Source organism: uncultured Corynebacterium sp. (assembly GCF_902782855.1).
Classification (GTDB): domain Bacteria; phylum Actinomycetota; class Actinomycetes; order Mycobacteriales; family Mycobacteriaceae; genus Corynebacterium.
The window spans coordinates 1-13,170 of sequence record NZ_CACZOO010000042.1 but is presented as its reverse complement, the minus strand read 5'-3'; the positions used below and the strand labels follow the sequence as shown (position 1 = coordinate 13,170).

The window sequence follows — 13,170 nt, the reverse complement described above, 5'->3', positions numbered from 1 at the left end:
GGAGTTCGGCACCGAGTTCGACGTGTACTTCCACGAGAACGCCCTGTTCGAGTCCGGTGCCGTCGACAAGGCCATCCAGACCCTCAAGGACAACGGCAACCTCTACGAGGCCGAGGGTGCCTGGTGGCTGCGCAGCTCCAACTTCGGAGACGACAAGGACCGTGTCGTCATCAAGTCCGACGGCAACGCCGCCTACATCGCCGGTGACATCGCCTACATCGCCGACAAGATCGACCGGGGCCACGACCTGTGCATCTACATGCTCGGCGCCGACCACCACGGCTACATCGCCCGGCTCACGGCGGCTGCCGCCGCGCTCGGCTACGACCCCGCCCAGGTCGAGGTCCTCATCGGCCAGATGGTCAACCTCGTCCGTGACGGCAAGGCCGTGCGGATGTCCAAGCGGGCCGGCACCGTCATCACCCTCGACGACCTTGTCGAGGCCATCGGTGTCGATGCCGCCCGCTACGCTCTCATCCGTTCCTCCGTCGATTCCTCCCTGGACATCGACATGGATCTGTGGACCAGCCAGACCAGCGACAACCCGGTCTTCTACGTCCAGTACGGGCATGCCCGGCTGTGCTCTCTGGCGCGCAAGGCCGCGGACATCGGCGTGAGTCTGCCGGAGGACCTGTCCACGCTGGACCTCGGCACGCTCACCCACGACCGCGAGGGTGACCTCATCCGGACCCTCGGTGAGTTCCCCGACGTGCTGGCCACCGCTGCGGAGCTGCGCGAGCCGCACCGTGTCGCCCGTTACGCCGAGCACCTCGCCGGGACCTTCCACCGGTTCTACGACTCCTGCCAGATCCTGCCCAAGGGCGATGACGCCACCGGTGACGACATTGCACCGGTGTTCCTCGCCCGACTCGCCCTGGCCTCGGCGACCCGCGTGACCCTGGCCAACGCCCTGCGCATGGTCGGCGTCTCCGCCCCTGAGAGGATGTGACCGTGGATCCCGAGGTGCACCTGCCCCAGGTCCCGCTGCGTCGGCGCACGGCGACCCTGGAGGACTTCAACACCCTCCCGTCCCATGTGTTCCCCGTGAACACATGTGTCCGGTCCTCCGGTGAGATCGAACTCGGCGGCGTCCCGGTCTCCGAGATCGTCGCCGAGCACGGCACCCCGGTCTTCGTCATGGACGAGGGGGACTTCCGGGGACGCTGCCGTCGCCTCGCCGCAGCATTCGGCGGGGGTGAGCACGTCCACTACGCCTCGAAGGCGTTTCTGTCGGTCACCGTCGCCCGCTGGGTCGCCGAGGAAGGGCTGGCCCTCGACGTCGCCAGCCAGGGTGAGTTGGAGATCGCGTTGACCGCCGGCTTCCCGGCGGAGCGCATCACCGTGCACGGCAACAACAAGTCCACCGCCTTCCTCACTGTCGCGGTGGCGGCGGGTGTCGAACTGATCGTGATTGACTCTGCCGAGGAGATCGGACGCCTCGCGCAGGTCGCCGGTGATCTCGGTGTCACCCAGGACGTCCTCGTGCGCGTCAAGCCCGGCGTCCACGTCGACACCCACGAGTTCATCGCCACCAGCCACGAGGACCAGAAGTTCGGGTTCTCGCTGGCCTCCGGGTCCGCCGAGCGGGCCTGCCTCGCCGCAGTGGAGGCCGCGGGGATGCGCCTGCGTGGTCTGCACTGCCATGTCGGTTCCCAGGTCTTCGAGGCCGACGGTTTCGGGCTCGCCGCCGACCGGTTGCTGGGGCTGTGGGCCCGGTTGCTCGACGAGCTGGGGGAGGAGTCCGACGAGTCCGCAGCCCTGGACATTCTCGACCTCGGTGGCGGGTACGGCATCGCCTACACCCCCGACCAGGAGGAACTCGACGTCGAGACCGTGGCGTCAGATCTGCTGTGCCGGGTCCGTCAGGCAGCTGCCGAGCGCGGCCTCGAAGCCCCGGTACTCAACGTCGAGCCGGGCCGTGCGATCGCCGGCCCCTCGACAGTGACCCTCTACACCGTCGGCACGGTGAAGGACGTCCACACCTCCGACGACACCGTCCGACGGTATCTCTCGGTCGACGGCGGGATGAGCGACAATATCCGGCCGGCCCTCTACCAGGCGGAGTACGACTGCCGCCTGGCCAACCGCCACGCGTCCGGTTCACTCGTCCCCACCCGTGTGGTCGGCAGCCACTGCGAGTCCGGTGACATCCTCGTCAATGACGCCCTGATGCCCGACGACATCGTCGCCGGGGACATCCTCGCGGTTCCGGCCACCGGTGCCTACTGCTACATGATGGCGTCGCGCTACAACATGCTGACCCGACCACCGGTGGTCATCGTCGGTGGTGGCGAATCCCGCGTGATGATCCGGCGGGAGACCATCGGTGACGTCCTCACCCTGGAGAACTTCCTACCTGGCGATTCTCCCCGGTGAGGCGTCGTTTATGATCGGGTCACAGTACGCGCACCATCCTGCACACCGCAACCGCAATCCACGGGAAGAGACAATGGCTGAACTCAACACTGACTCCACCACCCCCACCGTCGGCGTCGCCCTCCTGGGCATGGGTACCGTCGGCCGCGAGGTGCTGCGCATCCTCGGCCAGGCGGAGGCGGACTTCACCGCCCGCATCGGCGGACGTCTCGAGGTCCGTGGCGTCGCCGTCTCCGACCTCTCCAAGCCGCGTGAGGGTGTGGACCCCGCGTTGCTCACCGACGACGCCCTCGGCCTGGTGAAGCGTGACGACATCGATCTCGTCATCGAGGTCATCGGCGGCATCGACTACCCGCGGACCGTCGTTCTCGCCGCCCTGAAGGCCGGCAAGTCGGTCGTCACCGCGAACAAGGCGCTCGTCGCCGCTCACGCCCTGGAACTCGCCGACGCCGCGGACTCCTCCGGTGCCGACCTCTTCTTCGAGGCGGCCGTCGCCGCCGCGATCCCGGTGGTCGGTCCACTGCGTCGCTCCCTGGCCGGTGACAAGGTCAACACCGTGATGGGCATCGTCAACGGCACCACCAACTTCATCCTCGACGCGATGGACAAGCGGGGCGCATCCTACGGAGACATGCTCGCCGAGGCCACGGCCCTGGGGTACGCTGAGGCGGACCCGTCCGCCGACGTCGACGGCTACGACGCCGCCTCCAAGGCCGCGATTCTGGCCTCGCTGGCCTTCCACTCGCCGGTGTCCTTCGACGACGTGCACTGTGAAGGTATCCGCTCCATCACCGCCGAGGACGTCAGCGCGGCCCAGGCGGTCGGGTGCACCATCAAGCTGCTCGCCATCTGTGAGCGGCTCACCGACGAAAAGACCGGTGCGGAGTCCATCTCGGCGCGCGTCTACCCGTCACTGGTCCCGCTGTCCCACCCGTTGGCGACGGTGTCCGAGTCCTTCAACGCGATCTTCGTCGTCGCCGAACACGCCGGTCGGCTGATGTTCTACGGCAACGGTGCCGGCGGCGCCCCGACCGCGTCCGCGGTGCTCGGTGACGTCGTCGCCGCAGCGCGCAACGTCGTCCATGGCGGCCGCGCCCCGGGGATGTCGACCTACGCGAATCTGCCGATCGCAGACTTCGGTGATGTCAGGACCCGCTACCACGTCGACATGACCGTCCAGGACCGGCCCGGTGTTCTCGCGGAGGTGGCCTCGACCTTCTCGGCCCACGGCGTGTCGATCAAGACCGTCCGCCAGGAGGAGGGGACGGACAGCGCCCGTCTGGTGGTCATCACCCATCACGCGACCGAGCAGGCGCTCGAGGAGACCGTGGCAGCCCTCAACGTCCTGGACGCGGTGAAGAACGTGCGCAGCGTCATCCGTATGGAAGGTAACTGATGGCCGAGGTAGCTGTCGGACGCACCGTACGCGTCACCGTCCCGGCATCCACCGCCAACCTCGGCCCGGGGTTCGACACCCTGGGCCTGGCCGTGGACTTCACCGATGTCGTCGAGGTCGAGGCCACCGGGTCGGGGCTCGAGGTCATCGTCCATGGTGAGGGTGAGGGGGAGGTGCCGCTCGACGAACGCCACCTCGTCGTCCGTGCCGTCCGCGCCGGCCTGCGTGAGGCCGGCGCGACGGTCCCCGGGCTGAAGATCACCTGTCACAACGTCATCCCGCACTCCCGTGGCCTGGGATCCTCGGCCGCGGCCGCGGTGGCCGGCGTCGCCGCGGCCTCGGGCCTGGCCGGTGACCCGACCCCCGGGCGGCCCTGCGGCGCGCTCGATGATGACACACTGATCCAGCTCGCGGCGTCGTTCGAGGGCCATCCTGACAATGCCGCGGCGAGCGTGCTCGGCGGCGGGGTGGTTTCCTGGACCAATATCCCGGTCGACGGGCGCAGCGCACCGGAGTACCGGGCCGTCGGTGTCCCGGTGCACGGTGCGGTGCGTACCACCGCCCTGATCCCGGACTTCCACGCCTCGACCGAGGCGGTGCGCCGCGTGCTGCCCAGTGACGTCTCCCACGTGGATGCCCGGTTCAACGTCTCCCGTGCTGCGCTACTGCCGGTGGCCCTGTCCCGGCACCCGGAGCTGCTGTGGGAGGCCACCCGTGACCGGCTGCACCAGCCCTACCGGGCCGAGGTACTGCCGGTGTCCTCCGAGTGGGTCAACCGGCTGCGCAACCTCGGGTACCCTGCGTTCCTCTCCGGTGCAGGTCCGACGGTGATGGTGGTGTCCACTGAGCCGGTCGACCCTGCTCTGCTCGATGAGGCGCGTTCCCGTGGTCTACGGGTGCTGGAGACCCGTGCCGGTGGACGGGTGACCGTCGAGGTCGGTGACTGACGAGGCGTCCGGGCGTCGCCCCGGTACTCAGGCCTCGCCCGCCCGGGGCAGCCTGATGACGCGGAAGTCGCCGCGACGCAGGCGCGTCCGCATGTCCTTCTTGTCGAACTTGCCGACGGACGTGTGGTCGAGGGTGTCGACGAAAGTCCAGTACTCGGGAACCATCCAGCGGGGGGTGCGCGCTGCGACGAGTTCCGCGATCTTTACGGCGGTCTCTCTCGTGGTCGGGGTGCCGGGCACCACGACCACCACGGCGAGCGGACGTTCCCCCCAGTCCGGGTCGGGCATACCGATGACTGCGGCCTCGGCGACCAGGGGGGACGCCATGACCATGCCTTCGAGTGTGGCCGAGTAGATCCACTCCCCGCCGGAGCGGATGATGTCGGTCTGCCGGTCGTGGACGGTGAGGAAGCCGTCCCGGGTGATCGTCCCGACATCGCCGGTGCGCAGCCAGCCGTCCCCGGTGAACCGGTCCGTGGCGTCATCGACGGGGGAGCCGCGGAAGTTCGCGGCCGTGCCGTCGGCGTCCTCGGCGGGGGAATGGTGGTAGGACGCGGTGACGGAGTTGCCGCGGACCTGGATCTCCCCGGTGGAACGGTCGTTGGCTGTCAGCGGGACGCCGTCCTCGTCGACGACGCGGAAGAGCATGCCGACGGGGAACCGGCCCTGACTCTCCCGGTAGTTCTGGCGGGCGGCGCCGCCCACCCCGGCCGGCGGTCGGGCGACGGTGCCGACGGGGCCGGTTTCGGTCATTCCCCAGGTGTGGGTCATGTCCACCCCGTAGCGTTCCTCCCAGTCGGAGATGAGGGCAGGTGGCACGGCCGAGCCGCCGGAGACGATCTCCCGCAGGCTCATCTTCTCCGGTGGATTCTTCTCGTAGTGGACGAGCAGCTGCGTCCAGACGGTGGGGGCACCGTGCGCCCGTAGCGGCATGGCGTCGGCGATGACGTAGGCCAGGTGGTCGGGCGAGGCATCACCGCCGGGGAGTATCAGCCGGGTGCCCGCCATCATCGCGGCGATCGGGACTCCCCAGCTCAGGACGTGGAAGACGGGGACGACGCAGAGGAACCGTTCGCCGTTGCGCACGGCCAGGGAATCGACCGTGCGGATGTTCATCGCGTGGACCCACAGTGAGCGGTGGGAGTAGACCACCCCCTTGGGGGCCCCGGTGGTTCCGGTGGAGTAGCACATGGCGACCGGGGCGGTCTCCGGCAGGTCCGGCCAGTCGTAGCGGGTGGGGCGGCCGTCGAGGCAGCTCTCGTAGCCCAGTACCCGGATACTGTCAGGGGTGGCGGAGTCCACCGCATGGACCTCTGCGTCGTCACCGGTGACGACGAGGGTGCGGACACCGGGACAGGAGGGAAGAAGGGGGAGGAGAACCTCGGCGAGGTCGGGGTCCAGGACGATGACCCGGTCGTCGGCGTGGTTGATGACATGGGCGATCTGGTCGGCCATGAGGAAGGGATTGAGGGGCTGGAACACCGCACCCATCGAACCGACGCCGAAGAGCACCTCCAGGTGCTCGGCGGTGTTCGGCATCATCGTGCCGACCCGGTCACCCACTTTCACCCCCACCAGGTCGGTCAACGCGTGGGCGAGGGCGGTGGCACGGGACCCGAGCGCAGCGAAGGTGCACTTCTCGGAACTCATCCCGCGGTAGGTGGTCACCGTCGAGGCGGCGTGCACGCGGCGGCCGTACTCGAGGATCCGGGCGAGGGAAAACGGGATCACCTGCATGGTCGAGGTGACGGTGGCGGGTGCCGGCGGCGCGGTCGGCTCGTCGTGCGTGTTGTCCTCCATGGTGTCCAGGATAGGCGTGAGGCGCCGCGGATTGGCGGCCGGACCGGTCGAGGGTGGTAACATCGCCGATGAGATTCGATCACTGCCACCATGGACCGTCACTACCGGTCGCGCAGTGCCCGGTCATCAGGATTCCCGGGTCCGCCTGACGAACCGTTCGACGGTGCGTCCGGACGACGTCGACCCCGGTGTCCGAACCTCACAATCCGACGACTCAACGAGAGCACGTCGCCCCCCGGTTCTCCTGCCGTATCCCGGCCAGGTCAGACATTCCCGGATACGCGCAGCACATCCGTGCCGGCCACGGCCGTGGCAGGTGTTGCCCGGGGGGTGGACCGAAAGGACACCTGTGACTTTGCCTGACATCGTCTCCAGGGCACAGAACGACGGCCTCGCCAGCCTCAAGCTGACGGAGCTGAAGCAGATCGCCGCCTCCCAGGGCCTGCGTGGCACCTCGGGACTCCGCAAGGGTGAGCTCATCGACGCCATCAGCTCCGCGGGGATCGGCACGGGCCGTTCCGGGGGGCCGGCGAAGGCTCCTGCTCCGGCGAAGGCCCCTGAGGGAACAGCGGAGGGAGCATCCGGGGAGGTCTCCGGGAAAGCACCGGAAAGTGCCCCTGAGCAGGCGGCACCGTCGAACACCGGCGGGTCGGACCGGGATGACAGCGCGTCCGGTGTGTCCGCATCCCGCAGTGACGGCGACGAGCGGAGTGGCGGCGGTGACAGGACCGACGGTGCCGACGGTGAGACCGGCGGACGTCGCAGCCGTCGTAACCGGCGCAACCGGCGCAACCGCGGGCGTGACGACCAGCAGAACTATCAGGGGGATTCCGACCAGCAGGGCGGCCGGGGTGGACGGCAGGAGAGCCGTCACGACAGTCGCCAGGGGAGTCAGCAGGGTGGTGGACGATCCGAGCGCAACGCACGTCGGGACCGCAACCGCAACAGGGACCGCGACCACAGCAGTAACCAGGGGAACTCGGGAAACCAGGGGAACTCGGGAAACCAGGCCAACCAGGGCGAGCCGCCGACCCCCGTCGCCGGTATCCTCGACTTCGTCGACGCGAACACCGCCTTCATCCGCACCACCGGGTACCACGCCGGTTCCACCGACATCTATGTCCCGATCCAGATGGTGCGCAAGAACGGGATGCGCCACGGGGACGCGATCACCGGCACCATCCGGCCCGGCAAGCAGCAGACCGCCCACAACAGTCAGGGCCGCAACCGCAACCGCGGCAAGTACACCCAGCTGAACAGTGTGGACACGGTCAACGGCATGAGCCCGGAGGAGGCTGCCAAGCGTCCGGACTTCCACAAGCTCACCCCGTTGTACCCGAACCAGCGACTGCGTCTGGAGACCACGCCGAAGATCCTCACGACCCGTGTGATTGATCTCATCATGCCGATCGGCAAGGGGCAGCGCGCACTGATCGTGTCCCCGCCGAAGGCAGGTAAGACGACGATTCTGCAGGACATCGCGAACGCGATCGCCACGAACAATCCGGAGTGCCACCTCATGGTCGTCCTCGTCGACGAGCGTCCGGAAGAGGTCACCGACATGCAGCGTTCGGTGAAGGGCGAGGTCATCGCCTCGACCTTCGACCGGCCGCCGAACGAGCACACCGCCGTCGCAGAGCTCGCCATCGAGCGGGCGAAGCGGCTGGTGGAGCAGGGGCAGGACGTCGTGGTCCTGTTGGACTCGATCACCCGCCTGGGCCGTGCCTACAACAATTCCTCCCCGGCCTCCGGACGCATCCTGTCCGGTGGTGTCGACTCCAACGCCCTCTACCCGCCGAAGCGCTTCCTCGGTGCCGCCCGCAACATCGAGAACGGCGGGTCGCTGACCATCATCGCCACCGCCATGGTGGAGACCGGTTCCGCCGGTGACACGGTCATTTTCGAGGAGTTCAAGGGTACCGGCAACGCCGAGCTCAAGCTCGACCGGAAGATCGCCGAGCGGCGTCTCTTCCCGGCCGTGGACGTCAATCCCTCGGGTACCCGTAAGGATGACCTCCTGCTCGGCCCGGAGGAGGCGCGGCTGATGCACAAGCTGCGCCGGATCCTCTCCGCGTTGGACCCGCAGGCGGCGATCGACCTGATGATCAAGCAGCTGCGGAAGACAAAGAGCAACGGCGAGTTCATGATGCAGATCGCCTCGTCCGCCCCGCTGGCGGGTGACGACGATGAGTGATCTGGCAGGGTCGCCGTCGAAGGTCGACGACATCCTCTCGGAGTACCAGGGCCTGGAGATGCAGCTCTCGGACCCGGAACTGCACAATGACGCTGCGGCAGCCCGCCGTGTCGCCAAGCGGTTCAGTGAACTCCAGCCGGTGATCCAGACCCACCACCGGCTCATCCAGGCTCGTGAGGACCACGAGGTGGCCGCCGAGATGGCCGGGGAGGACGCCGAGTTCGCCGCCGAGGCTGAGCGTCTCGCCGCCGAGATCCCGGAGCTGGAGGAGAAGCTCACCGACCTTCTCGCACCGCGTGACCCCCACGACAGTGACGACGTGGTCATGGAGGTCAAGTCCGGTGCCGGTGGCGAGGAGGCCGCACTGTTCGCCGGCGAGCTGGTGCGCATGTACCAGCGCTATGCCGAGAGGCACGGCTTCACCTGTGAGGTGCTTGACGCCAACGAGACCGACCTCGGTGGCGTCAAGGATCTCACCATGTCGATCCGGTCGAAGCAGCCGAGCCGTGACGGCGCCTGGAGTGTCTTCAAGTTCGAGGGCGGAGTCCACCGGGTGCAGCGTATCCCCGTGACCGAGTCGCAGGGCCGCATCCAGACCTCCGCTGCGGGAGTCCTGGTCTACCCGGAGCCCGACGAGGTCGAGGACGTCGAGATCGACGACAAGGATCTGCGCGTCGACGTCTACCGGTCCTCCGGTAAGGGCGGTCAGGGCGTGAACACGACGGACTCCGCCGTGCGCATCACCCACCTGCCCACCGGCATCGTGGTGACCTGTCAGAAGGAACGGTCCCAGATCCAGAACAAGGCGCGTGCCATGCAGGTCCTCGCCGCCCGCCTCCAGCAGATGAAGGAGGAGGAGGCGGACGCCGCCGCCGCGGAGGGGCGCCACGCCCAGATCCGCACCATGGACCGGTCGGAGCGCATCCGGACCTACAACTTCCCGGAGTCCCGCGTCTCCGACCACCGCATCGGCTACAAGTCCAACAACCTCGACGCCGTCCTCGACGGCGACCTGGACGCGCTGCTCGGTGCGCTGCACGACGCCGACCGCGCCGCCAGGCTCGAGGCCGATGACTGACGGTTCGGGCACCGTATCGGCCGCCCTGCGGTCGGCGGTCATGACCCTGCACGCCGCAGGGGTGCCGTCGGCGGCGCACGACGCCCGTGTACTCATGGCCGCGGCGCTGAACCGGGACGGCGTGGTGCCCGGGGATGCCCCGGTGACCCCGATGGATCTCGTGCTCCGTGGGGGAGACCCGGAACCGGCGTCCTACCGGGCCATGGTGGACCGTCGGGCGGCGCGTGAGCCGCTGCAGTTCATCCTCGGCGTTGCTGCGGTGGTCGGCGTCGACCTGGCTGTCGGACCCGGGGTGTTCATTCCCCGCCCGGAGACCGACCTGCTCATCGACTGGGCTGCGTCCCGGGTGGTCGACTGGGAGGCGCGTCGGCGCAGCAGCGCGCTGCGACGTGCCCTGACACCCCCGCGGTTCACCGTGGTCGACTTCTGTTCGGGGCCGGGCACGGTGAGCCTCGGGCTCGCCCACCTGCTGACCCGCGCCGCTCTGGCGCACCGTCTCGATCTGCGGATCGTGGGAATCGACGTCTCGCCGACCGCGGTGGGCTACGCGGATCAGAATCTGGCCGACTGGCGGGGCAGGGGTGAGATCGACCCACGGATCGTGGTGGAGTTCCACCGTGGGGACGCCACGGACGCGGCGCTGGTCACCGGCCTCGGTCTGGTCGCCGGGGCGGATCTGGTTCTGTCGAACCCGCCTTACGTTCCCGAGGGGGAGCATGGTGAGCAGGTAGCTGCAGCGGACCCGGAGGTCGCCGCCGACCCTCACGGGGCGGTGTACTCCGGTGCCGACGGTCTGGAACTGATGCGCCCGCTTTCCCGGATCATCGCCCTGACCTGTGCCCCGTTCGCCGACGTCGCCGTCGAGCACGATGACGCCACCGGTTCCCGGGTCCGTGAACTACTGGCGGACGCCGGCATCACAGATCTGGTCCAGCACCGGGATCTCGCCGGGCGGGACCGGTTCGTCACCGGTGAGGTACGTCGTGACCCCGGCGACCGTGGCATGCGGCTACAGTGAATCATTCGTACGACCCTTCCCATCCGTCAGAACCCAAGGAGCATCAGAGTGTCGCAGACCTATGACTGCACACGACCCGAGGGGCACGAGGCCGGTCTCGCCGCCGCACTCGCCGCCGTCAAGGGCGGACGTCTCATCGTCATGCCGACCGACACGGTCTACGGCATCGGAGCGGACGCTTTCGACAATGACGCCGTCGCCGCACTGCTCGCGGCCAAGCACCGGGGACCTGACTATCCGACCCCGGTCGTCGTCGGTTCCTGGGACACGGTCACCGGACTGGTGCGGGACGCCGACGCCCGGATGCGGGCGCTCGTCGAGGCCTTCTGGCCGGGAGGCCTGACCATCGTCACCCACCAGGCGCCGAGTCTCCCCTGGAATCTGGGGGACACCCGAGGCACGGTGGCACTGCGCATGCCGCTGCATCCGGTGGCTGTCGAGCTGTTGCGGCGGACCGGGCCGATGGCGTTGTCGAGTGCGAACGTCCATGGTCAGCCTCCGGCGTTGTCGGCGGCGCAGGCCCGGGCGCAGCTGGGGGACTCGGTCTCCGTCTACCTCGACGGGGGACCGGCCACCATCGGCACCTCCTCGACGATCGTCGACCTCTCCGGTCGGCGTCCCCGCATTCTGCGGCACGGTGCGATCGCGGATGCCCGGGTGGCCGAAGTCCTCGGCGTCCCCGAAGAGTCGTTGACACAGGGGTGAGAAGCGGATGGGAGAGGTGACCTCGGTAGTTGCCGCGTCCGGTAACGCGGGCGTGGGCATCCCTTTCCGGGAGCTGGCGCTGGTGCTGCTCATCGGGTGTGTCACCACCTACCTCACCACCGGTGTCGCCCGGGTGCTCATGGTGAGGTTCGGCACCATGAGCGCGCCCCGGGCCAGGGATGTGCACACCGTGCCGACGCCGAGGCTCGGCGGGGTCGCGATGTTCACCGGACTGGTCGTCGCCGTCGCTACCGCGGGGCAGCTGCCGGCGCTGAACCGGGGGTTCCCGCCGGTGACACCGGACATGATGGCCGTCCTGTTCGCCGCAGCGGTCATCGTGGTCGTCGGTATCATCGACGACCTCTACGACATCTCCTGGGTCATCAAGCTCGGCGGTCAGGTGGTCGGCGCGGTAGTGATGAGCCTGGCAGGACTGAGCTGGTACCTCATCTGGGTCCCGTTCGGTGACGGGGGGACGACCCTGGTCCTCGACCAGGTCCAGTCCACGGTCCTGACTGCGGTCCTGACTGTCGCGATCATCAACGCCATGAACTTCGTCGACGGTCTCGATGGTCTGGCCGCCGGTCTCGGCATGATCGGTGGGGGGACCCTGTTCGTCTACTCACTGACGATCCTCCACGACCAGGGTGGCACCGTGAGCGCCTACCCACCGGCGATCATCTCGGCCGTGCTCGTGGGGGTCTGCGCCGGGTTCCTGCCGCACAATTTCGCCCCGGCCCGGATCTTCATGGGGGACTCCGGCTCGATGCTCATCGGACTCCTGCTGGCAGCCGGGTGTGTCTCGGCGTCCGGCAGGATCACCATGTCGCTCTACGGCACGGCGGACGTCGTTGCACTGCTCTCACCACTTCTCGTGGTCCTGGCGGCACTGTTCATCCCGCTGCTGGACCTGGTGCTCGCGGTGGTCCGTCGGCTGGCTGCCGGGAAGAGCCCCTTCGCCCCCGACAAGAAGCACCTGCACCACCGCCTGCTGCGCCTCGGTCACGGACAGCGTCAGGTGGTGCTGGTGCTCTATTCGTGGGTCGCCGTGGTGGCTCTGGGTGCGGTCGGGGCCACGGTGTTCCCGCCGATGGTCGCACTGCTGCTGTTCCTCATCGCATTCGTGGTGGTGGGCATCGTCACCTGGGTGCCGCTGATGCGGAACCGGCAGAGTACGACGCACGGCGGTCAGGGGTGAGCCCCGGGGCACCGCTCCGGTGACAGGAGCCGCCGATTGCCGGGTGCGCCCGGGCACGGGATACCCTGGGCGGGTGACTGAGAAGAACCAGGCCCCCATCACCGACCCCGCCGATCTCCCGGACATCAACGTCCCGGAGGACGGAGATCTCGCCGATCACCGGCGACCACTGCTGCGTGCGGCCCGGATGGGAGGGGTGGGGATCGCCGTCCTCACCGTCATTTCGCTGATGGTGTGGGGGAGTACCCGGGACATCGAGGGCATCTGGGGTGTCCTCATCGGTGCGGCCATCGGTGGCGGGTTCGTTCTGGCGACGGTGGGCGTGGTTCTCCTCACTGCGAACACGACCCCGCAGAACACTCTCATCGTGATCCTCGGGACATGGATCCTCAAGATCGTGGTCGTCCTGGTGATCCTCGGCATCCTGAAGAGCTACGACTTCTACGACAGTACGGCGC

The 13,170-nt window shown here is 68.4% G+C and carries 11 protein-coding genes; 10 read left to right on the top strand and 1 reads right to left on the bottom strand.

What is annotated here, in order from left to right; all coding sequences use genetic code 11:
- From QZV72_RS01785 to thrB, 4 genes are all read left to right on the top strand, one after another.
- Nucleotides 1–949, top strand: a 949-nt coding sequence (locus QZV72_RS01785) for an arginine--tRNA ligase (protein WP_297004470.1), incomplete at its 5' end; no start/stop codon positions are given.
- 2 nt (nucleotides 950–951) lie between these two features.
- A complete protein-coding gene (gene lysA / locus QZV72_RS01780) occupies nucleotides 952–2,376 on the top strand; it encodes a diaminopimelate decarboxylase (RefSeq protein WP_297004480.1) in 1,425 nt (474 codons plus the stop codon).
- 73 nt (nucleotides 2,377–2,449) lie between these two features.
- On the top strand, nucleotides 2,450–3,772 hold the full coding sequence (locus tag QZV72_RS01775; protein WP_297004467.1) for a homoserine dehydrogenase: 1,323 nt from the start codon (nucleotides 2,450–2,452) through the stop codon (nucleotides 3,770–3,772).
- Nucleotides 3,769–4,719: a homoserine kinase gene (thrB, locus tag QZV72_RS01770; protein WP_297004476.1), complete on the top strand. Its 951-nt coding sequence runs from the start codon at nucleotides 3,769–3,771 to the stop codon at nucleotides 4,717–4,719. The genes QZV72_RS01775 and thrB overlap by 4 nt, the downstream gene beginning before the upstream one ends.
- 27 nt (nucleotides 4,720–4,746) lie before the next feature.
- On the opposite strand, the gene QZV72_RS01765 is transcribed toward thrB, so the two are convergent.
- Nucleotides 4,747–6,519, bottom strand: coding sequence for a long-chain fatty-acid--CoA ligase (locus tag QZV72_RS01765; RefSeq protein WP_297004465.1), 1,773 nt, complete (start codon nucleotides 6,517–6,519; stop codon nucleotides 4,747–4,749).
- 349 nt (nucleotides 6,520–6,868) lie between these two features.
- On the opposite strand from QZV72_RS01765, the gene rho reads away from it, so the two are divergent.
- The 6 genes from rho to QZV72_RS01735 form a co-directional block, all read left to right on the top strand.
- The gene (rho, locus tag QZV72_RS01760; protein WP_297004462.1) at nucleotides 6,869–8,713 is read left to right on the top strand and encodes a transcription termination factor Rho; all 1,845 of its coding nucleotides are present in this window, start codon (nucleotides 6,869–6,871) and stop codon (nucleotides 8,711–8,713) included.
- Nucleotide 8,714: 1 nt separating this feature from the next.
- Nucleotides 8,715–9,791: a peptide chain release factor 1 gene (gene prfA, locus QZV72_RS01755; RefSeq protein WP_297004473.1), complete on the top strand. Its 1,077-nt coding sequence runs from the start codon at nucleotides 8,715–8,717 to the stop codon at nucleotides 9,789–9,791.
- Nucleotides 9,784–10,809: a HemK/PrmC family methyltransferase gene (locus QZV72_RS01750; protein ID WP_297004460.1), complete on the top strand. Its 1,026-nt coding sequence runs from the start codon at nucleotides 9,784–9,786 to the stop codon at nucleotides 10,807–10,809. The genes prfA and QZV72_RS01750 overlap by 8 nt, the downstream gene beginning before the upstream one ends.
- Before the next feature lie 48 nt (nucleotides 10,810–10,857).
- Complete coding sequence (locus QZV72_RS01745) at nucleotides 10,858–11,514, top strand: L-threonylcarbamoyladenylate synthase (RefSeq protein WP_297004457.1); 657 nt, start codon at nucleotides 10,858–10,860, stop codon at nucleotides 11,512–11,514.
- A 7-nt stretch (nucleotides 11,515–11,521) separates the two neighbouring features.
- Nucleotides 11,522–12,712, top strand: a complete 1,191-nt coding sequence (locus tag QZV72_RS01740) for an MraY family glycosyltransferase (protein WP_297004455.1) — start codon at nucleotides 11,522–11,524, stop codon at nucleotides 12,710–12,712.
- A 73-nt stretch (nucleotides 12,713–12,785) separates the two neighbouring features.
- Nucleotides 12,786–13,170, top strand: a 385-nt coding sequence (locus tag QZV72_RS01735; RefSeq protein ID WP_297004453.1) for a hypothetical protein, incomplete at its 3' end; no start/stop codon positions are given.